Raw genomic sequence first — 19,145 nt, 5'->3', positions numbered from 1 at the left:
ACAGGTGTCATGGCCTGTGAATTACACGGGTGTGATTCATCCCCATCTGTGGATGAACCTGTGGATAACTCGCGGCTGACGGTTTAGGCGTACAGGTAGAGCGGAACAGCCAGCGCACCCAGCAGGCCGACGCCCACGGCGACCAGCAGCCAGATCTGCAGCGCGCGCTGGCGGATCTTGCGCGTGCGCGCGAAGATGACGCCGATCAAGGCGCCGACCAGACCGCCACCGATGTGCGCCTGCCAGGCGATGTTCGATCCCGGCAGGAACGTGATCACCAGGTTGATCCCGAGCAGCACGGCGATCGCCGTGACGTTGGCGCCGAGGTGACGGCCGATGACGAACATCGCGCCGAGCAATCCCCAGACCGCACCGGAAGCGCCGACGACCCAGGTGTTCGGGGCGAGCAGCGCCGTCAGGACCGAGCCCCCGAGAGCGCTCAGCAGGTAGAGCGCGAGGAAGCGCCACCTTCCGAGCAGCGGCTCGAGACTGCGTCCGAGCGCCCACAACGCGAGCATGTTGAAGGCGATGTGGAAGATGCTCGCGTGAACGAGTGTCACCGTCAGCAGTCGCCACGGCTGCACGTACGCCAGCTGCGCGTGGAAGGCGAGCAGGCTCTGCACATAGAGACCGATGCCGGGGATCAGTCCGATCAGGTAGAACACGCTGGTGACGATGACCAACGTGTACGTCACGACGGGCTTTCCGTCGATACCGGACGGGCGTCGACGCGGCATCCGCGTGACACTCGCCGACGCCGCCTTGCGCTGTTCGGCGAGGCACTCCGGGCAGATGACTCCCACCGGAAGCGGTGTCTGGCACTCTCCGCAGATCGTGCGCAGACACCGCTGACAGAGCACGAAGCTCTGCCGATCCGGATGCCGGTAGCAGAAGTTGTCCGGATTGGTGCGGATGTCGGAGTCGGTCACGCGGGCCGGTTCCGCTCTGCTCAGGCGGGGACGACGTCGATCGAGCTGATCACGACGGGCTCGATCGGGCGGTCGCCCGCGGCGGTCGGAACGGCCGAGATCGCGTCGACGACGGCACGCGAAGCATCGTCGGCGACCTCGCCGAAGATCGTGTGCTTGCCGTTGAGCCACGGCGTCGGATCGGTCGTGATGAAGAACTGCGAGCCGTTGGTGCCCTCGGCCTTGCCCGTGATGGCGTTGCGGCGCAGGCCCGCGTTGGCCATCGCCAGCAGGTAGGGGGCACCGAAGGTGAGCTCGGGGTGGATCTCGTCGTTGAAGTTGTAGCCGGGTCCCCCGACGCCCTGACCGAGCGGGTCGCCGCCCTGGATCATGAAGTTCGGGATGATGCGGTGGAAGATGACGTCCTTGTAGAGCGGGCCTTCGCCCGGCTTGCCGGTCGCCGGGTGCGTCCAGGCCTGCGAGCCGTCGGCGAGACCGGTGAAGTTCTGCACGGTGCGCGGTGCGTGGTCTCCGAAGAGGTTGACGACGATGTCGCCGTGGTTGGTGTGGATGGTCGCGACGGCGGTGTGGATCGGCATGCCTAGCATTCTCTCACCTGTCAACCCCTCGCGAGGCCCGGCAGGTCTGGCAAGATGGGATGAAACCCAGCCGGAACCCAGGGAGGGCACCGTGAGCCTCAGCCGCAAGCGCAAGAAGGAACTCCGCAAGCTCCAGCACCAGGCGAACACGCTGTGGGAGTCGCAGCAGGTCCTGATCGGACAGGCGGGCGAGGTCGCCCGCGAGGCCGGTCGTCAGCTCGGCAACTACAACCGCGAGCAGGTCGTGCCGACCGTGCAGCACACGTACGAGAAGTACGCGGCGCCGTATGTCGAGCAGGGCGTCGCGACCTCCAAGAAGGTCTACAACGACAAGGTCGTGCCGACGGCGGGTGCGCTGATCGGTTCCGCGCTGTCGGTGTGGGATGCCGCGACCGAGAAGCGTCATGATCTGGCCGCGGGTCGTGGCTTCGGCTCGATCGACCTCGCCGCCATCCAGAAGAAGGCCGACAAGTACGGCAAGAAGGCGACGAAGCAGCTGAGCGTCCCCGCTCCGAAGAAGAGCCTGGGCGCCGGCGGCGTCATCGCGATTCTCCTCGGCATCGCCGCCGCGGCCGGTGTGGTCTACGCCGCGTGGCAGACACTGCGCGCCGACGACGAGCTGTGGGTGGCGGACGACCCGCTGCGCGCCCCGGATGCCTGATCAGCCCCCGGTCGTCGAGCTCCCGCAGCCCCCGGTCGTCGAGCGAGCGCAGCGAGTCGAAACGCCATGACCGATCCGCTCGAACGCGTGCGCACCGCCGCCGCGGCTCGCGGTCTCGACATCGAGTTGCGTGAGCGGCCCGCGGCATCCAGCCTCGCGGAGGCGGCGAGCCTGCTCGGCCTGCAGCCTGCCGACATCGTCAAGACCCTCGTGGTCAAGAAGTCGGACGACACGTACCTGTTCGCGCTGATCCCCGGAGATCTCGCGATCTCCTGGCCGAAGTTGCGGGCCCTCGTCGGGGTGAACAAGCTGAGGCTCCCCGAGCCGGAGCTCGCTCTGGCCGCGACCGGCTACGAGCGCGGGACGATCGTGCCGATCGGCAGCGCCAACGACTGGCCGGTGTACGCGGACGCGTCGATCGTGGGGCGGCGTATCGCGATGGGTGCCGGGGCACACGGCTACAGCCTGTTCGTCTACGCCGACGACCTCATCCGTGCGTACGACGCGACGGTCGCCGACATCTCCCAACCGGCGTCGGCTGGCTGAGCGCGGCGCTCAGCCGGGTCAGCTCGCCCTGGCGACGGGCAGGCCGGCCATCTCGAGTGCGATGTCGACGAGCTTCACCCGTTGCGCCGGGAGCGCGGTGAGGGCGAACCACTCCGCACGATCGGTCGATCCGTTCCGCTCGTAACGCAGCTGCCCGCCGGTCACCTCCGCCCGGTAGACGATGCGCAGCGTGTGCAGCGGTTCGGGGTCGTCCGCGAAGATGCGGCGGTTCGCGGGGATCACACGAGAGTGGATGCCGAGAAGCGCCCCGATACGCACGCGGAACCCCGTCTCCTCCCGGACCTCGCGGCGCGCGGCATCCACCGGATCCTCGCCGTCTTCCAAGCCGCCTCCGGGCATCGTCCAGGCTCCCCGGCGCCCCTGGTGCCAGTGAGCGAGCAGCACGCGGTCGGACTCGTCGACGACGACGGCGTAGGCGGCAACCCGCAAGTCCATTCCGTGAGCCTAGCGGTCGAGGCTGCATCGCACGGGAGTCCTCTTCCCTCCGTTCCGTACTCAGTCCCGGTGCGATGAGCACCGGCCGGGCATACCGGAAGGACCGGCGAGCTCTGCGGCGGCTGGATGGCGGAGACTGAATACGGAACGTCGCGTCCGAGGCTCAGACGGCGGCGGTGCGCAGCTCGCGTTCGCGCAGCGCGCGTTCGACGGATTCGACATCGCGGACCGCTCCGCGGTCGGCCGAGGTCGCCATCGCCGCGTAGGCCCGCAGCGCCAGCGACACGGGACGCTGCCGATCCTTCGGTGCGTAGCCGCCCGCGTCGAGCAGCCGGGCGCGACGGCGCTCCAACTCGTCATCGTCGACCCGCAGGCTCATCGAGCGTGAGGGGATGTCGATGTCGACGATGTCGCCGTCCTCGACGAGGGCGATGATGCCGCCGCTCGCCGCCTCCGGCGAGACGTGACCGATCGACAGGCCCGACGTGCCGCCCGAGAAGCGGCCATCGGTGACCAGCGCGCACACCTTGCCCAGGCCGCGGCCCTTGAGGAACGAGGTGGGGTGCAGCATCTCCTGCATGCCGGGTCCGCCCTTGGGACCCTCGTAGCGGATGACGACGACATCGCCGGGTTGCACCTTCTTGCCGAGGATCTTCGCCACCGCCTCCTCCTGCGACTCGCACACGACGGCCGGGCCCGAGAAGACGAGGATCGACGGGTCGACACCGGCGGTCTTGACGACGGCGCCGTCGATGGCGAGGTTGCCCCGCAGCACCGCGAGGCCGCCGTCGGCGGAGTAGGCGTGTGCGGCGGAGCGGATGCAGCCGTTCTCGGCATCCTCATCCAGGCTCGCCCAGCGCTCGGACTGTGAGAACGCACTCGAGGAGCGCACCCCGCCGGGCGCCGCATGCCACAGGTCGTGGGCGGTCTCAGACGCCGTACCGCCGCGCACGTCCCACTCGGCAAGCCACGCCTCGAGCGAGGGCGAGTGGATCGACGACACGTCGGAGTTGAGCAGCCCCGCGCGGTGCAGCTCGCCGAGGATCGTGGGGATGCCGCCGGCGCGGTGGACGTCCTCCATGTAGTACATGCGGCCGTAGGCCGGGTTGGGCGCGATCTTCGCAAGGCAGGGCACGCGACGCGAGATGGCGTCGATCTCATCGAGGCCGAAGTCAATGCCGGCCTCGTGAGCCGCGGCCAGCAGGTGGAGGATCGTGTTGGTCGATCCGCCCATGGCGATGTCGAGGGCCATCGCGTTGGCGAAGGCGGCGGGGCTCGCGACCGCACGCGGGAGTACCGAGGCGTCGTCCTCGTCGTAGAACGCGCGCGTGATCTGCACCGCGACCTCGCCGGCCTTCTCGTAGAGGGCGCGACGGGCCGTGTGCGTCGCGAGCACCGATCCGTTGCCGGGGAGGGCCAGGCCGAGGGCCTCGACCAGGCAGTTCATCGAGTTGGCCGTGAACATGCCCGAGCATGACCCGCAGGTGGGGCAGGCGTTCTCCTCGATGCGCTGGATGTCGGCATCCGAGACCGTGTCGTTCGCCGCCTCGGAGATCGCGTCGACGAGATCGAGGGTGCGCACCGTGCCGTCGACGAGGGTCGCCCGTCCCGACTCCATCGGGCCGCCCGAGACGAAGACGGTCGGGATGTTCAGGCGCAGCGCCGCCATCAGCATGCCGGGGGTGATCTTGTCGCAGTTGGAGATGCACACGAGCGCGTCGGCCTGGTGCGCGTTGACCATGTATTCGACGGAGTCGGCGATCAGGTCGCGTGAGGGCAGCGAGTACAGCATGCCGCCGTGGCCCATGGCGATGCCGTCGTCGACGGCGATCGTGTTGAACTCGCGCGGGATGCCGCCGGCCGCGGTGATGGCGTCGGAGACGATGCGACCCACCGGCTGCAGGTGCGTGTGGCCGGGCACGAACTCGGTGAAGCTGTTGGCGACGGCGATCATCGGCTTGCCGAAGTCGGCCGCATTGACGCCGGCGGCGCGGAACAGGGCACGGGCACCGGCGGCGTTGCGGCCGTGCGTGACGGTGCGGGAGCGCAGAGGGGTGGGCATGATTCCACTCTGGATGCCGTGGCGCACCTCCGGAAGTCTGCGTTGCTCCTAGTAGTGGCAGTACTAGGTTTATGGGGTGAGTGAGGATGGTGCGCGCGACGACGGCCGTCAGCAGCGGCAGGAGCTCGGTTCGTTTCTGCGTAGACAGCGCGAGCGCCTCGACCGCACCGCCTACGGACTGCCGCCGGCCGGCCGCGGTCGTGCCGTGGGCCTGCGGCGCGAGGAAGTCTCGTACCTGTCGGGTGTGAGCGTCACCTGGTACACCTGGCTCGAGCAGGGGCGCGACATCAACCCCTCGCGGCAGGTCTTGGATGCGGTCGCGACGACGCTGCGGCTGACCGACGCAGAGCACGACTATGTGCTGAGTCTCGTCGGTCTCGCACCGCGGCCGGCCACGCGGGCGGATGCCGTGGACATCGCCCCCGCTCAGGTACAGCGCTTCCTCGATGCGCTCGACGAGCATCCCGCCTACGCGCTCGCCCCGGATTGGGGGATCGCCGGATGGAACAAGGCGTACGAGCGGCTGTACCCCGGGGTCGCCACGACCGCGGGGGAGAACCGCAACCTGCTGTGGCTCGTCTTCACCGACCCGTCCGTGCGCTCGCTGCTGGACGATTGGGACGACACGAGCCGGCGCTTCCTCGCCGAGTTCCGGGCGGAGGCCGGACCGCGCCTGAGTGATCCCCGCTACCTCGACCTCATCTCTCGGCTCCGCGCGGCGAGCGTCGACTTCGACACCCGCTGGAACGAGCACGGCGTCGGCGGTTTCGTCTCACGCGAGCGCGTGTTCCGTCATCCCGAGCTCGGCCGGCTCGTGTTCGAGCACCACCAGCTGCGGCCTTCCGACCACCTCGATCTGCAGCTCGTCGTCTACGTCGCGGATGCCGAGACCCGACGGCGCTTCGCGCGCACGAAGGACTGAGGCTGCGCCGCCGCTCAGGCGAGCATCGCGACGATCGCGGCGATGCGTCGCGTGCGGGTCTCATCTGACTTGGCCGAGACGACGTTCGTGACGTGCGCCTTGCGCGCGCTGGGAGCGAGCGCGTCGAAGCGCGCGCGGATCCCCGCATCGTCCAAGGCGACGGCGAGATCGTCCGGGACCTCGACCGTCCGCGGTGCCGTGTCGAGCTCGAGGGTGACCTCGATCGCGTCACCGCCGGCGAGGCCGGGGGGAACCATGATGCCGGTGTTGTTTCCCTGCTGGAAGTGCGTCGTTTCGAACCGCATGCTGCGAGTATGCCCCCTCCACGCGGAAGACCGCCCACGACCCCGCGGCGGACGACGGGCCGGTCGCGACGCCGTGCAGAGAGGTGAGCATGCCCAGCAGGTCCATCGGTGAAGCGATGGTGTCGCGAGAAAAACTGTGGAGCCTAGGAGATTCGAACTCCTGACATCCTGCTTGCAAAGCAGGCGCTCTACCAACTGAGCTAAGGCCCCGGACGGGTGTTTGGTGGGGCTACCAGGACTTGAACCTGGGACCTCTTCATTATCAGTGAAGCGCTCTAACCGCCTGAGCTATAGCCCCGTCCGGAGGCGGCGTTGCCGCCGTCAACCTCCAAGACTTTACCCGACGAGCGGGCAAACAAAAAATCGGTCAGTTGGATGTGAAGCCGACGAGCAGTCCGCCGGTCACCTTGACCATCAGGTTGTAGATCCCGGCGACGACGGCACCCAGCACCGTGATCACGATCAGGTTCAGGATGGCGACCACCGAGGAGAACGCCATGACCTGTGCGAGGTTGATCACATCGCTCAACTTGAAGTTGTCGTCGAACGCCTTGAAAAGGTCGTCGAGCTTGCCGATCAGTCCCGTCGTGCTGAGCACCGTGTAGATCAGGAAGCTGGCCACCACGGTGACGATCGCGATGGCGACCGCGGCGAGGAAGGACAGCTTCACGGCGGACCAGAAGTCCACGTACACGAGGCGCAGACGCACCTGCTTGGCGCTGGTCTTACTGGATGACTTCTTGGCGAGCTTGTCGGCTACCGTGCTCATGCGTCGGTGTCACTTCCTTCGGGGCGCGAAGCGGGGGAGTCTTCGGCGTCGGTGGTCTCGGCCGGGTCCTGCTCCGCTCGGAGCGCTCGCTCCGAGTTCCGTGCAATCGCGAGGATGCGATCGTCGTCGTCGGGACGGGCGAAGACCACTCCCATGGTGTCGCGACCCTTCGCAGGCACCTCGGCCACGGCAGAGCGTACCACCTTGCCGCTGGCAAGAACCACCAAGACCTCGTCGTCCTCACCGACGATCAGACCGCCCGCCAGGTCGCCCCGATCCTCGTTCAGCTTGGCGACCTTGATGCCCAGTCCGCCACGTCCCTGGAGGCGGTACTGGTCGACAGCGGTGCGCTTGGCGTACCCGCCTTCGGTCACGACGAATACGTAGGCATCGTCCTTCGCGACGGATGCCGACAGGAGCGTATCGCCCTCACGGAACGACATCCCCTTCACACCCTCCGTCGAGCGTCCCATGGGGCGCAGCGACTCGTCGGTCGCGGTGAACCGCAGCGACATGCCCTGGCGCGAGATGAGCAGGATGTCGTCGGTGTCGTCCACGAGCAGCGCGCTGACGACCTCGTCGCCGTCCTCCTCGTCCTGCCCGCGCAGGCGGATCGCGATGATCCCGCCCTGACGGTTGGTGTCGTACTCGCTGAGGAAGGTCTTCTTGATCTTGCCGTCGCGGGTGGCCAGCACCAGGTACTGCGCGACCTTGTAGTCGCGGATGTCCAGGATCTGCGCGATCTCCTCACCCGGCTGCAGCGCCAGCAGGTTCGCGACGTGCTGACCCTTCGCATCGCGGCCGGCCTCGGGCACCTCGTACGCCTTGGACCGGTAGACGCGACCCTTCGTGGTGAAGAACAGCAGCCAGTGGTGCGTGGTCGTCACGAAGAAATGCTCGACCACATCGTCCGCCCGCAGCTGGGCGCCCTTGACACCCTTGCCGCCGCGGTGCTGCGAACGGTAGTTGTCACTGCGTGTGCGCTTGATGTACCCATCGCGGGTGACGGTGATGACCATCTCCTCTTCGGGGATGAGGTCTTCCATCGACATGTCGCCATCGAAGCCGTGCAGGATCGTCGTGCGCCGCTCGTCGCCGAACTTGTCCACGATGCCCGTGAGCTCTGCGGCGATGATCGTGCGCTGACGACCCGGCGTGACGAGGATGTCGTTCAGATCGGCGATCTGCGCCTCCAGCTCGGTGGCCTCGTCGATGATCTTCTGACGCTCGAGCGCCGCCAGGCGGCGCAGCTGCATCGCGAGGATCGCATCGGCCTGCACATCGTCGATCGCGAGCAGCGACTTCAGACCCTCGCGCGCCTCGTCGACCGTGGGCGAGCGGCGGATGAGTGCGATGACCTCGTCCAGCGCATCGAGCGCCTTGAGGTACGCGCGCAGGATGTGCATGCGCTCTTCGGCCTTGCGCAGACGGAAGCGCGTGCGCCGCACGATGACCTCGACCTGATGGTCGATCCAGTAGGAGATGAAGCCGTCGAGGGCCAGGGTGCGTGGCACACCGTCCACGATCGCCAGCATGTTGGCGCCGAAGTTCTCCTGCAGCTGCGTGTGCTTGTACAGGTTGTTCAGGACGACCTTGGCGACGGCATCCCGCTTCAGGACGATGACGAGGCGCTGGCCCGTGCGGTCGCTCGTCTCGTCGCGGATGTCGGCGATGCCGGTGATGCGACCGTCGCGGGCGAGGTCGCGGATCTTCAGCGCGACGTTGTCGGGGTTCACCTGGTAGGGGAGCTCAGTGATCACCAGGCACGTGCGGCCCTGGATCTCCTCGACGTTCACGACGGCACGCATCGTGATCGAGCCGCGGCCGGTGCGCTGAGCCTCGCGGATGCCCTTCGTGCCCAGGATCTGGGCGCCCGTCGGGAAGTCGGGACCGTGGATGCGGCCCATGAGCGCCTCGAGCAGCTCCTCGCGGGTGGCATCCGGGTTCTCCAGCGCCCACAGCGCTCCGTCGGCGACCTCCCGCAGGTTGTGAGGCGGGATGTTGGTGGCCATGCCGACCGCGATGCCGACCGAGCCGTTGACCAGCAGGTTCGGGAAGCGCGAGGGCAGGACGACGGGCTCCTGGGTCTTGCCGTCGTAGTTGTCCTCGAAGTCGACGGTGTCCTCGTCGATGTCGCGGACCATCTCCATCGCCAGCGCGGCCATCTTCGTTTCGGTGTACCGCGGCGCGGCCGCACCCTGGTTGCCCGGGGATCCGAAGTTTCCCTGACCGTCGGCCAGCGGGTAGCGCAGCGACCACGGCTGCACGAGGCGCACGAGCGCGTCGTAGATCGCGCTGTCACCGTGCGGGTGGTACTGGCCCATGACCTCGCCGACGACGCGGGCGCACTTGTTGAAGCTCTTGTCGGGACGGTACCCGCCGTCATACATCCCATAGATGACGCGCCGGTGCACCGGCTTCAGACCGTCTTCGACGCGCGGCAGCGCGCGGCCGACGATGACGCTCATCGCGTAGTCGAGGTAGCTGCGCTGCATCTCGACCTGGAGATCGACCTGGTCGATGTTGCCGTGGTTGTGGCCGGCGGTCGGGTCGGGGCGTTCTTCGTCAGTCATGTCTTCTCGTTCTCACGGGGCTGCCGTGCTACCGCTGCAGGTGAATGGAATGGATCAGATGTCGAGGAAGCGGACGTCCTTGGCGTTGCGCTGGATGAAGCTCCGGCGCGACTCCACGTCCTCACCCATCAGCACCGAGAAGATCTCATCCGCGGCGGCCGCGTCGTCGATCGTCACCTGCCGGAGGGTGCGGGTGCTGTGATCCATGGTCGTCTCCCACAGCTCCTTCGGGTTCATCTCGCCGAGACCCTTATAGCGCTGGATGCCGGAGTCCTTCGGCATCCGCTTTCCGTTGGCCAGACCGTCAGCCAGGAGCGCATCGCGCTCCCGATCGCTGAACACGTACTCGTGCTCGGCGTTGGACCACTTCAGCCGGAACAGCGGCGGCATGGCGAGATAGACGAACCCAGCCTCGATGAGTCCGCGCATGTAACGGAACAGCAGCGTCAGCAGCAGCGTCGTGATGTGCTGCCCGTCGACGTCGGCATCGGCCATCAGCACGATCTTGTGATAGCGCGCCTTCGCGACGTCGAAGTCCTCGCCGATCCCGCAGCCGAACGCGGAGATGATCGCCTGGATCTCGTTGTTGCCGAGGGCGCGGTCCAGCCGCGCCTTCTCGACGTTGAGCACCTTGCCGCGCAGCGACAGGATCGCCTGCGTCTCGGGGTCGCGACCGCGGACAGCCGAACCGCCGGCCGAGTCGCCCTCGACGAGGAAGATCTCACTGATCGACGGGTCCTTGCTCGTGCAGTCCTTGAGCTTGTCGGGCATGGATGCCGACTCGAAAACGCTCTTGCGTCGCGCGGTCTCGCGCGCCTTGCGGGCGGCCAGTCGCGCGGTCGCGGCATCGATCGCCTTCATGATGACGCGCTTGGCCTGGGCGGGGTTGCGGTCGAGCCAGTCGGTCAGCTGATCGCCGACGACCTTCTGCACGAACGCTTTCGCCTCGGTGTTGCCGAGCTTCGTCTTGGTCTGCCCCTCGAACTGCGGCTCGGACAGCTTCACGGAGATGACCGCGGTGAGCCCTTCACGGATGTCTTCACCCGTGAGGTTGTCGTCCTTCTCCTTGAGCAGGCCCTTCTCCCGCGCGTACTTGTTGATGTACGTCGTCATCGCGGCGCGGAAGCCCTCTTCGTGGGTGCCGCCCTCGTGGGTGTTGATCGTGTTCGCGAAGGTGAAGACGTTCTCCGTGTAGCTCGTCGTCCACTGCATCGCGAGCTCGAGCGAGATGTGCCGTTCGGTGTCTTCGGATTCGACCTCGATGATCTCGTCGTTGACGACCTCAGCCTTGCGAATCTTGTTGAGGTACTCGACGTAGTCGACGAGGCCGCGCTCGTAGTGGAAGTCGTCGAACGGCTGCTTCTCGACGGCCTGCCCGTCTTCGCCGTCGACGACGTACGCCGAGGAAGGTCGCAGATCGCTCAGCGTGATGCGCAGCCCCTTGTTCAGGAACGCGGTCTGCTGGAAGCGCGTGCGCAGGGTGTCGTAATCGAAGTCGATCGTTTCGAAGATCCCGTCGTCCGGCCAGAACGTGATGGTCGTGCCGGTCTCCTCCGTGGCTTCGTCCTGGCTCAGCGGCGCCTGCGGCACACCGCCGTCGCGGAACGACTGACGCCACACGTGTCCCTGCCGGCGCACCTCGACATCCAGCCGCGTCGACAGTGCGTTGACGACGGAGGAGCCCACACCGTGCAGACCGCCCGAGACCGCGTAGCCGCCACCGCCGAACTTGCCGCCGGCGTGCAGCACCGTCAGCACGACCTCGACGGTCGACTTGCCCTCGGCCTTGTGGATGTCGACGGGGATGCCGCGGCCGTTGTCGACCACGCGGATCGCGCCGTCTTCGAGGATCGTGACCGTGATGGTGTCGCAATAGCCGGCGAGGGCCTCATCGACGGAGTTGTCGACGATCTCGTAGACGAGGTGGTGGAGGCCGCGCTCACCGGTGGAACCGATGTACATGCCGGGACGCTTGCGCACCGCCTCGAGGCCTTCGAGCACCTGGATGGCGTCGGCCCCGTACTCGTTCTCGACCTTCTGTGACTGCTTCGGAGGAAGTTCCTGAGGAACGCTGTCGGGGGTATCGGACGTCATAGGTTTCGAGCGCTCCTGGATGGTCGATCAGAGACGTCTCATTCTACCCCCACACGGCTGCCGAAAGTCCGGAGAAGGCCCCTGTGGCGCCCTGAAATCGTTCCGGATGCCCCCGGACCCTCTTCAACCGTAGGTATCGCGAGGACCCCGCCCTGGAACGGCTCTGGGGCCCCATTTCCATGAGGGGACGTCCGGCCCCACGAATCGGACATTCTGCACCCCGGCATCCGGGAACCGCCTCATCAGCTGCGTCACGATCTCCGCGCGCATCAACTGGAGGTTCTTCGCCCAGGCCGTCGAGTCGCACTGCACGGTCAGAAGCCCATCGGCGAGGGCGACCGGATGCGCGTGGCGGGCGGTCTCCTCGCCGGCGACATCCGTCCACTGCAGGACGAGATCCTCCCGCGCCAGCTGCGCGTCCCATCCGGACTGACGGGTGAGATCGGACAGCACGTCCGCGACGCCCTTGGGATCGCGACCGGGAGCGAAGGGCTGCTTGTCGTCGTCATCGAGCGCGCGCTTCTTGCGGCGACGCGCCGTACGGGGGGACGGCTCCAGGCCACGCAAGCGCAGGTAGGTGCCGATCGTCTCCGGAACGTCGTCACTCATCGTCGACCTCCGCATCACCGTCGCCGTCGGCGTCGGCGGCCACGATCGTGCCGGCGACGACGCACACCGTCCGCGCGCGCAGCGCGGCGGGCACATCCTCCTCGACGGCGGCCGTGACGACCACCTGCTCGTAGCCTTCGACGAGGCCTGCCAAGCGCGAACGGCGGTCGGCGTCGAGTTCGGCGAACACGTCGTCGAGGATCAGCACCGGATCGCCCAGCTGGGACTGCGCGCGGAGCAGTTCGGCCGAGGCGAGACGCAGTGCGAGGGCGACCGACCACGATTCGCCGTGCGACGCGTAGCCCTTGACCGGCAGACCGCGCACACGCAGCAGCAGGTCATCGCGATGCGGGCCCACCAGCGTCAGCCCACGTTCCCGCTCGGATGCCCGCATCACGACGAGCTGCTCGCGGAAGATACGCTGGATGTCCTCGGCGCCGAGTCCGCGCAGGGACGATGGCGCACCGTCGACGGCCTCGACACCGTCGTCGTCGGGGTCGGTTCCGCCGATCGAGAGCATCCATTCCATCTCCGGGCGATGGTCGGCTCCGGCGATCGCCGTGTACGCCCGCGAGACGGGGCCGGCCAGGTCGTCGACGAGGGCGAGTCGTGCGCGGATCACGTCGGTGCCGAGCTGGACGAGCTTGTCGTCCCAGACCTCCAGGGTCGACAGGCCCTGCCCGCGGATGCCGCGCGCACGCGCGGACTTCAGCAGCGCCGTCCGCTGCTTGAGCACCCGATCGTAGTCCGACAGCACTCCCGCCATGCGCGGTGCGCGCTGAATGAGCAGCTGATCGGCGAAACGACGCCGCGCAGACGGGTCGGATCGGACGATCTGAAGATCCTCGGGTGCGAAGAGGACGACCTGGGCGTATCGCGGAAGCTCCGACGTCTTCACCGACGAGCCGTTGACGCGCGCCTTGTTGCTGCCGGTTCTGTTCACCTGCGCCTCGAGCATCACTCGCCGCTCGCCATACGCGAGCCGCATGCGCACGATCGCCGCGTCCGCTCCGTCGCGCACCATGGGAGCATCCTGCGACACCCGATGCGATCCCAGTGTGGCGAAGAACCCGATCGCTTCGGCGAGGTTTGTCTTGCCCTGACCGTTGCGGCCGACGAAGACATTGGCGCCGGCATCCAGCGAGACGTCGGCGGCCGCATAGTTGCGGAAGTCGACGAGGCTGAGCTGCTCCACGATCACCGACCCAGCCTATTCGGCGGTGCCGACGCTTCGGGGCCCCGCTCGAGCCGGCGGAAGCCGATCAGCGCAGCAGCAGGTTCGGCTGCAGCAGGTACTTGAAGCTCTCCGGCGTGCCCGACGTCTGCGGGGTGATCAGCACCGGGCTGAGCTTGTTGGCGTTGTCGCTGGAGGTGAAGGTGATGCGCGCGAACTCGCTCTTGACCGCGCCGAGGGCTTCGAGGAGGTACTGCGGGTTCAGTCCCAGCGTCACGTCCTCGCCGGTGAGGGTCGCATCGACCGACTCGGTCGCGCGCGCCTGCTCGGTGCCCGACGCGTCCATCGAGACGCCGTCTTCGGTGAACGTGAAACGCAGCGGGGCCGAGCGATCCAGGACGAGGGCGACGCGACGCACGGCTTCGGCCAGCTCAGCGGTGTTGACGACCGCGTAGTGGTCCGTCTGCTCGGGGAACAGGCGGCGCACCGGCGGGAAGTTGCCCTTGATCAGCAGCGAGGTCACGGTCTTGTTGCCCGCGGTGAAAGCGATGATCTCGCGATCTCCGGATCCCGAGAAGGCGATCTGAATGTCACCGGAGTGCGCGAACGTCTTTCCGACTTCGGTGAGAGTGCGCGCGGGAACCAGTGCTGTCGTCGATTCCTCGCTCGCGACACCGCCGCCGTCGAACTTCACGTCGCGCAGTGCGACGCGATAGCGGTCGGTCGCCACGAGGCTGAGCTCGTTGCCGGCCACCTCGAGCTGGACACCGGTGAGAACCGGGGTGACGTCGTCACGGGACGCGGCGAAGGCCACCTGGGCGATCGCGGTGGCGAAGTCCTCCGCCGGGACGAGTCCCGACTCACCGGAGACCTCGGGAATCGCCGGGTACTCCTGCACGGGCATCGACGCGAGCGTGAATCGTGCGGATCCGCACGTGAGCACGATGCCGTCGTCCTCGCCGACCTCGATCTGGATCGGCGCGTTGGGCAGACGGCTGGCGATCTCCGACAGCAGTCGTCCATGCACGAGGATCGTGCCGGGCTCATCGACCGTCGCTTCGATGGTCGTACGCGCCGACGCTTCGTAGTCGAAAGCCGCGAGCGACAGGCCATCTTCGGATGCTTCGATCAGCACACCGGCCAGGATCGGCTGCGGGTTGCGCTGCGGCAGGAGCTTGACAACGAACGACACGGCCTCGCTGAAAACATCGCGATTCACGTGGAACTTCACTGGCGCTCCCTTGACGTCGAGTAGGGCTCTCCCATGCTAGTGCCACGATCCGACCGGATTGACCCGGCATCCTCGTGCCGAGTCCGCACGGTCGGCACCGACGAGGTGATCGAATCGGATTCCTAGATGAAGTTCTTTGTCATGGTGTTAACGGCTGTGGAAACTGTGGAGAACTCGACCGATCCCAGTCGCGACAGGGAAACCACACGCGTGTAACTTGTGGGCGGCCTGCGGAGAGTCGGTGAGCGACATGAGCTCCGTCGCCGTTGTGGCCCTCACGTCATCCACAGGACAGCGTCATCGACTCACAAGAGTCCACCGGGATGCCGAGTTATCCACAGCCTGTCCACATTGTGCAGAACGCGTATATTGGCGCCGCCTGTGTGAGCCTGTCAAGGACGATCTGCGCGAGAAGACCCCCGGTGACGACACCGGGGGTCTTCTCGGAGGCCAGCGCAGCGAGCGCTCAGCGGCCGACGCGGCCGAGCTGCGTCGTGATCTCCGACACCTGGTTGTAGATGGAGCGCCGCTCCTTCATCAACTCGCTGATCTTCTTGTACGCGTACATCACTGTGGTGTGATCGCGATTGCCGAAGAGCTGGCCGATCTTGGGGAGGGAGAGGCTCGTGCGCTCGCGGCACAGATACATGGCGATCTGCCGTGCCGTTGCGATCGACTGCGATCGACTGGAACCGTAGAGATCGTCCACCGACAGCCGGAAGTACTGCGCTGTCGCCGTGATGATGTCGGTCGGCGAGATGACGTTGGCGTCGTCGGTGTCGACGATGTCGCGCAAGACGGTCTGGGCGAGTGAGATGTCGAGCGTCGAGCGGTTCAGGCTCGCGAACGCAGACACCCGGATCAGCGCGCCTTCCAGCTCACGGATGTTGCTCGAGACCTTCGTGGCGATGTATTCGAGGACCTCGTCGGGCACCAGAAGGCGTTCGGACTGGGCCTTCTTGCGCAGGATGGCGATGCGGGTTTCGAGGTCGGGCGCCTGCACATCGGTGATGAGGCCCCACTCGAAGCGGCTGCGCATGCGGTCTTCGAAGCCGGTGAGGTGGCGCGGCGGCACATCGCTCGTGATGACGACCTGCTTGTCGTGGTCGTGGAGCGTGTTGAAGGTGTGGAAGAAGGCCTCCTGCGTCTCGGCCTTTCCCTGGAGGAACTGGATGTCGTCGATCAGGAGGATGTCGACATCGCGGTAGCGCGCCTGGAAAGCGGAGCCGCGGTTGTTGGCGATCGAGTTGATGAAGTCGTTGGTGAACTCTTCGCTGGACACGTATCGCACACGGATGCCGGTGTACAGGCTGAGGGCGTAGTCGCCGATCGCGTGCAGAAGGTGGGTCTTTCCCAGCCCGGAGTCGCCGTAGATGAAGAGCGGGTTGTACGCCTTCGCCGGCGCCTCCGCGACGGCGACGGCCGCCGCGTGCGCGAAGCGGTTGGACTGACCGATGACGAAGTTGTCGAAGCTGTACTTCGGATTCAGGCGCGTGTCATTGCGCGAGGGCGAGGCCGCCGTCTCGGCGTAGTCTTCGGCAGCGGGTCGGGCGATGGGCACCGGCGCGGAGGCGGATTGAACAGGCACCGGCACCGTGAGGTGCGCATCGGCGAGCTCGGGGTTGACCACGACGCGGAACGAGGATGCCGCCGGCTCCGCGTCCACGCGAGCCAGAGCCTCCATGATGGGAGCCCGCAGACGCTTGTTGAGCTGAGCCGCGGTGAGGTCGTTGGGAACGTCCAGATAGAGGGTGCCGCTCATGACGCCCTGGGCGACGGCGAGATTGATGAAGCCCTGCAGCTGTGGAGTGACGCGCTCGTCTCCGGAGAGCTCTTCCAGCACGGCGGCCCAGACAGGGACATCTGGAATCTCGTGCTGTGACATGTCCCCTCCGGGGGTGCGATCGGTGCGGGACAGGGCGACATCGACGATGATCGAACCTGTGGATAACTATCGCAGTCACGGTAGTCAGCGACCCCGCGAGGAGCAAAATCCACTGTAGATCCGGCCCGCGTGTCTTCACCACACGCTATCCACAGTCGGCGGATAATGATCCGTCCGGGTCGCTCGGTTTGAGTTCTTGTGGTTCTCGACGTAGCCTTAGTCGGTTGACTTATGCCCTGGGGCGCCCTCGGACGCTCTTGGACAGTCCCTGTACCCCGTGTCCCCGGTCTAGAGCGTTCGGGTGACCGCCGATCCGGAGTGATCCTCATGAGCAAGCGCACGTTCCAGCCCAACAACCGCCGCCGCGCCAAGAAGCACGGCTTCCGCGCCCGCATGCGTACGCGTGCCGGTCGTTCGATCCTGTCGGCGCGCCGCGCCAAGGGTCGCACCGAGCTTTCCGCCTGATCCGACAAAAGTGCTGGCGCGCGGGAACCGCATCACCCGCGGGGCGGAGTACAAGACCGTCGTCCGCAGGGGTGTCCGCTGTGCCGCGCCGCACACCGTGACGTATGTGACGACGTCGACGGAGGACCGCCCGCCGCGCTTCGGCTTCATCGTGAGCAAGCAGGTGGGCGGCGCTGTCGTCCGCAACACCGTTCGTCGACGCCTGAAGGCCGTGTGTGCACAGGCGATGGACGATGTCCGCCCCGGTGCGGACGTCGTCATCCGCGCGCTTCCGAGTGCCGCGACCGCGGATTTCGCGCAGCTGCGCGACGAGGTCACCCGATGCCTGGCACGACGGGCCGCCGCGTGAGTACGACGACGCTGCCCTCGTACTCCCTCGGCACCGGACACCTCACGGCATCCGGTGTACTGGCGTCCATCCCCCTGTTGCCGCGCAATGCAGGCCTCGTTCTTCTGCACGGCTATCGCGCGACGATCTCCCACCTGTACGGCGACGTCTGCAAGTATTACCCTTCCTGCTCTGCCTATGCGGTCGGAGCGGTGCAGCAGCATGGTCTCGTCAAGGGCTCGGCCCTCACGGCCGCCCGCCTCGCACGCTGTCACCCGTGGGCTCATGGTGGAATCGATGATGTGCCCCTGCACGCGAACTTCCGACACGAGCTGACCCGCTTCGGCTTCGTCGTGCCACCCACAGACGAGGCGTCATCCGACGCGTCGCCGAGAAAGGACTGATCCGTGCTGGATCTTCTCTACGCCGCCGCTGCGGCGACGCCGACCCCCGTCGTGCCGACGCCGACCACACCCGCGCCGTCGTCGAGCCTCGACTTCTTCAGCACCATCATGTGGCCGTTCAAGTGGATCGTCGAAGCGATCCTCGTGTTCTGGCACTGGATCTTCACGTCCATCGGTCTCGAGGCCGACGCCGGACTCACCTGGGTGCTGTCGATCATGGGGCTCGTGATCGTCGTTCGCAGCGCCCTCATTCCTCTCTTCGTGCGTCAGATCAAGAGTCAGCGCAAGATGATGGAAATCGCTCCTGAACTGCGAAAAGTTCAGGAGAAGTACCGCGGCAAGAAAGATCAGCTCTCGCGTGAGGCGATGAGCCGCGAGACGATGGCGTTGTACAAGAAGCACGGCACGACGCCCGTGTCGAGCTGTCTGCCGTTGCTGGTGCAGATGCCCATCCTTCTCGGCATGTTCTACACGCTCAGCGATGTGAAGAAGCACGCCGAATGGGGCGTGGGAGGCGTGGGGCTTCTGAGCAAGGACCTCACGTGGCAGTTCTATGAGGCGAAACTCTTCGGTGTCGCGCCGCTGCACACCAGCCTGGTCGAGGCCATCAATCAGAAGCCGTCCGGCTGGGAAGCAACGGTCGCGATCCTGATCGTCCTCGTGGTGCTGATGATCGCGTCGCAGTTCATCACCCAGCTGCAGATCATCTCGAAGAACCTCTCCCCCGAGGCCAAGACCGGCCAGGCCTACCAGATGCAGCGCATCATGCTCTACATCCTGCCGCTCGCCTTCATCTTCTCGGGCATCTTCTTCCCCCTGGGGGTGGTGCTCTACTGGTTCACCTCGAACATCTGGACAATGGTGCAGCAGTTCCTCGTGATTCGAAACCTCCCCACGCCCGGCTCCGAGGCGGCCAAGGCTCGCGAAGAGCGCCTTGCGCGCAAGGGCAAGGCCATCGACGCACAGGGAAAGATCGTGCCGCTGGAGAAGTACCAGGCCGAACAGCTGCGCCTCTACGAAGAGGCGCAGAAGGCGAAGGCTGAAGCTCCCAAGCGGCAGCAGCCGGTGAGCAAGCAGCGAGCGAAGAAGCAGTCGCAGCAGCCGAAGAACAAGCCCACCACCGATTCTTGATCGAATCGTCAATCCTCCGAGGA

General features: G+C 66.5%; 19 protein-coding genes and 2 tRNA genes. 7 read left to right on the top strand and 14 right to left on the bottom strand.

From position 1 onward, the window contains the following. Positions 1–83: 83 nt before the first annotated feature. Both ABS64_RS04380 and ABS64_RS04375 read right to left on the bottom strand, forming a co-directional pair. Positions 84–929, bottom strand: a complete 846-nt coding sequence (locus tag ABS64_RS04380) for a rhomboid family intramembrane serine protease (RefSeq protein WP_288119169.1) — start codon at positions 927–929, stop codon at positions 84–86. A 20-nt stretch (positions 930–949) separates the two neighbouring features. Next, entirely contained in the window at positions 950–1,507 is a 558-nt protein-coding gene (locus ABS64_RS04375; protein WP_036282703.1) for a peptidylprolyl isomerase, read from the bottom strand. A gap of 91 nt (positions 1,508–1,598) precedes the next feature. On the opposite strand from ABS64_RS04375, the gene ABS64_RS04370 reads away from it, so the two are divergent. Beyond that, positions 1,599–2,168, top strand: a complete 570-nt coding sequence (locus tag ABS64_RS04370) for a hypothetical protein (RefSeq protein ID WP_016463829.1) — start codon at positions 1,599–1,601, stop codon at positions 2,166–2,168. 66 nt (positions 2,169–2,234) lie between these two features. Continuing rightward, entirely contained in the window at positions 2,235–2,714 is a 480-nt protein-coding gene (locus tag ABS64_RS04365) for a YbaK/EbsC family protein (RefSeq protein WP_288119165.1), read from the top strand. Between the two features lie 18 nt (positions 2,715–2,732). On the opposite strand, the gene ABS64_RS04360 is transcribed toward ABS64_RS04365, so the two are convergent. Together ABS64_RS04360 and ilvD are read right to left on the bottom strand one after the other, a co-directional pair. Beyond that, positions 2,733–3,170 (bottom strand): NUDIX domain-containing protein, encoded by a 438-nt coding sequence (locus tag ABS64_RS04360; RefSeq protein WP_288119163.1) that lies wholly within the window; start codon positions 3,168–3,170, stop codon positions 2,733–2,735. A 163-nt stretch (positions 3,171–3,333) separates the two neighbouring features. Continuing rightward, positions 3,334–5,232 (bottom strand): dihydroxy-acid dehydratase, encoded by a 1,899-nt coding sequence (gene ilvD / locus ABS64_RS04355; RefSeq protein ID WP_288119161.1) that lies wholly within the window; start codon positions 5,230–5,232, stop codon positions 3,334–3,336. Positions 5,233–5,308: 76 nt separating this feature from the next. Here ilvD and ABS64_RS04350 point away from each other — a divergent pair, with 76 nt between their 5' ends. Then, the gene (locus ABS64_RS04350) at positions 5,309–6,154 is read left to right on the top strand and encodes a helix-turn-helix transcriptional regulator (protein ID WP_288119159.1); all 846 of its coding nucleotides are present in this window, start codon (positions 5,309–5,311) and stop codon (positions 6,152–6,154) included. Positions 6,155–6,168: 14 nt separating this feature from the next. On the opposite strand, the gene ABS64_RS04345 is transcribed toward ABS64_RS04350, so the two are convergent. From ABS64_RS04345 to dnaA, 10 genes are all read right to left on the bottom strand, one after another. Continuing rightward, positions 6,169–6,459: a YdeI/OmpD-associated family protein gene (locus ABS64_RS04345; RefSeq protein WP_036288842.1), complete on the bottom strand. Its 291-nt coding sequence runs from the start codon at positions 6,457–6,459 to the stop codon at positions 6,169–6,171. A gap of 137 nt (positions 6,460–6,596) precedes the next feature. Continuing rightward, positions 6,597–6,669 (bottom strand) — tRNA-Ala (locus ABS64_RS04340). 11 nt (positions 6,670–6,680) lie between these two features. Then, positions 6,681–6,757, bottom strand: a tRNA-Ile gene (locus ABS64_RS04335). Between the two features lie 69 nt (positions 6,758–6,826). Next, positions 6,827–7,228: a DUF3566 domain-containing protein gene (locus ABS64_RS04330; RefSeq protein WP_036288844.1), complete on the bottom strand. Its 402-nt coding sequence runs from the start codon at positions 7,226–7,228 to the stop codon at positions 6,827–6,829. Next, positions 7,225–9,801 (bottom strand): DNA gyrase subunit A, encoded by a 2,577-nt coding sequence (gene gyrA / locus ABS64_RS04325; RefSeq protein ID WP_204948117.1) that lies wholly within the window; start codon positions 9,799–9,801, stop codon positions 7,225–7,227. Before gyrA ends, ABS64_RS04330 begins: the two co-directional genes overlap by 4 nt. Before the next feature lie 54 nt (positions 9,802–9,855). After that, complete coding sequence (gyrB, locus tag ABS64_RS04320; RefSeq protein ID WP_005054695.1) at positions 9,856–11,895, bottom strand: DNA topoisomerase (ATP-hydrolyzing) subunit B; 2,040 nt, start codon at positions 11,893–11,895, stop codon at positions 9,856–9,858. Between the two features lie 123 nt (positions 11,896–12,018). Beyond that, on the bottom strand, positions 12,019–12,504 hold the full coding sequence (locus ABS64_RS04315; RefSeq protein WP_005054691.1) for a DciA family protein: 486 nt from the start codon (positions 12,502–12,504) through the stop codon (positions 12,019–12,021). Then, positions 12,497–13,705, bottom strand: coding sequence for a DNA replication/repair protein RecF (gene recF, locus ABS64_RS04310; protein WP_288118794.1), 1,209 nt, complete (start codon positions 13,703–13,705; stop codon positions 12,497–12,499). Before recF ends, ABS64_RS04315 begins: the two co-directional genes overlap by 8 nt. A 61-nt stretch (positions 13,706–13,766) precedes the next feature. After that, positions 13,767–14,909 carry a DNA polymerase III subunit beta gene (dnaN, locus tag ABS64_RS04305; protein WP_005054684.1) on the bottom strand — a complete coding sequence of 381 codons (1,143 nt, stop codon included), beginning with the start codon at positions 14,907–14,909 and terminating at the stop codon, positions 13,767–13,769. A gap of 466 nt (positions 14,910–15,375) precedes the next feature. Beyond that, a complete protein-coding gene (gene dnaA / locus ABS64_RS04300; protein ID WP_036288864.1) occupies positions 15,376–16,794 on the bottom strand; it encodes a chromosomal replication initiator protein DnaA in 1,419 nt (472 codons plus the stop codon). A 327-nt stretch (positions 16,795–17,121) separates the two neighbouring features. Here dnaA and rpmH point away from each other — a divergent pair, with 327 nt between their 5' ends. Genes rpmH through yidC form a run of 4 tightly spaced genes read left to right on the top strand, consistent with a single transcriptional unit; the run spans position 17,122 to position 19,122 of the window. Then, entirely contained in the window at positions 17,122–17,259 is a 138-nt protein-coding gene (gene rpmH, locus ABS64_RS04295; protein WP_005054680.1) for a 50S ribosomal protein L34, read from the top strand. Next, positions 17,198–17,608, top strand: a complete 411-nt coding sequence (rnpA, locus tag ABS64_RS04290; protein ID WP_363331265.1) for a ribonuclease P protein component — start codon at positions 17,198–17,200, stop codon at positions 17,606–17,608. Before rpmH ends, rnpA begins: the two co-directional genes overlap by 62 nt. After that, complete coding sequence (gene yidD / locus ABS64_RS04285) at positions 17,605–17,991, top strand: membrane protein insertion efficiency factor YidD (RefSeq protein ID WP_232212049.1); 387 nt, start codon at positions 17,605–17,607, stop codon at positions 17,989–17,991. Before rnpA ends, yidD begins: the two co-directional genes overlap by 4 nt. A gap of 3 nt (positions 17,992–17,994) precedes the next feature. Then, positions 17,995–19,122, top strand: a complete 1,128-nt coding sequence (gene yidC, locus ABS64_RS04280; protein ID WP_288118806.1) for a membrane protein insertase YidC — start codon at positions 17,995–17,997, stop codon at positions 19,120–19,122. Positions 19,123–19,145: the final 23 nt, after the last annotated feature.

This window comes from Microbacterium sp. SCN 69-37 (assembly GCF_001724435.1).
GTDB lineage: Bacteria > Actinomycetota > Actinomycetes > Actinomycetales > Microbacteriaceae > Microbacterium > Microbacterium laevaniformans.
The sequence above is the reverse complement of the archived record's forward strand: the minus strand, read 5'-3'. Positions and strand labels throughout refer to the sequence as shown.

Bases quoted from the DNA above. Each gene is read 5' to 3' on its own strand.
- rpmH (WP_005054680.1), top strand. From the start codon at position 17,122: ATGAGCAAGCGCACGTTCCAGCCCAACAACCGCCGCCGCGCCAAGAAG.
- ABS64_RS04375 (WP_036282703.1), bottom strand. From the start codon at position 1,507: ATGCCGATCCACACCGCCGTCGCGACCATCCACACCAACCACGGCGAC.
- gyrB (WP_005054695.1), bottom strand. From the start codon at position 11,895: ATGACGTCCGATACCCCCGACAGCGTTCCTCAGGAACTTCCTCCGAAG.
- ABS64_RS04330 (WP_036288844.1), bottom strand. From the start codon at position 7,228: ATGAGCACGGTAGCCGACAAGCTCGCCAAGAAGTCATCCAGTAAGACC.
- ABS64_RS04365 (WP_288119165.1), top strand. From the start codon at position 2,235: ATGACCGATCCGCTCGAACGCGTGCGCACCGCCGCCGCGGCTCGCGGT.
- ABS64_RS04345 (WP_036288842.1), bottom strand. From the start codon at position 6,459: ATGCGGTTCGAAACGACGCACTTCCAGCAGGGAAACAACACCGGCATC.
- ABS64_RS04315 (WP_005054691.1), bottom strand. From the start codon at position 12,504: ATGAGTGACGACGTTCCGGAGACGATCGGCACCTACCTGCGCTTGCGT.
- dnaA (WP_036288864.1), bottom strand. From the start codon at position 16,794: ATGTCACAGCACGAGATTCCAGATGTCCCTGTCTGGGCCGCCGTGCTG.
- gyrA (WP_204948117.1), bottom strand. From the start codon at position 9,801: ATGACTGACGAAGAACGCCCCGACCCGACCGCCGGCCACAACCACGGC.
- ABS64_RS04360 (WP_288119163.1), bottom strand. From the start codon at position 3,170: ATGGACTTGCGGGTTGCCGCCTACGCCGTCGTCGTCGACGAGTCCGAC.
- ilvD (WP_288119161.1), bottom strand. From the start codon at position 5,232: ATGCCCACCCCTCTGCGCTCCCGCACCGTCACGCACGGCCGCAACGCC.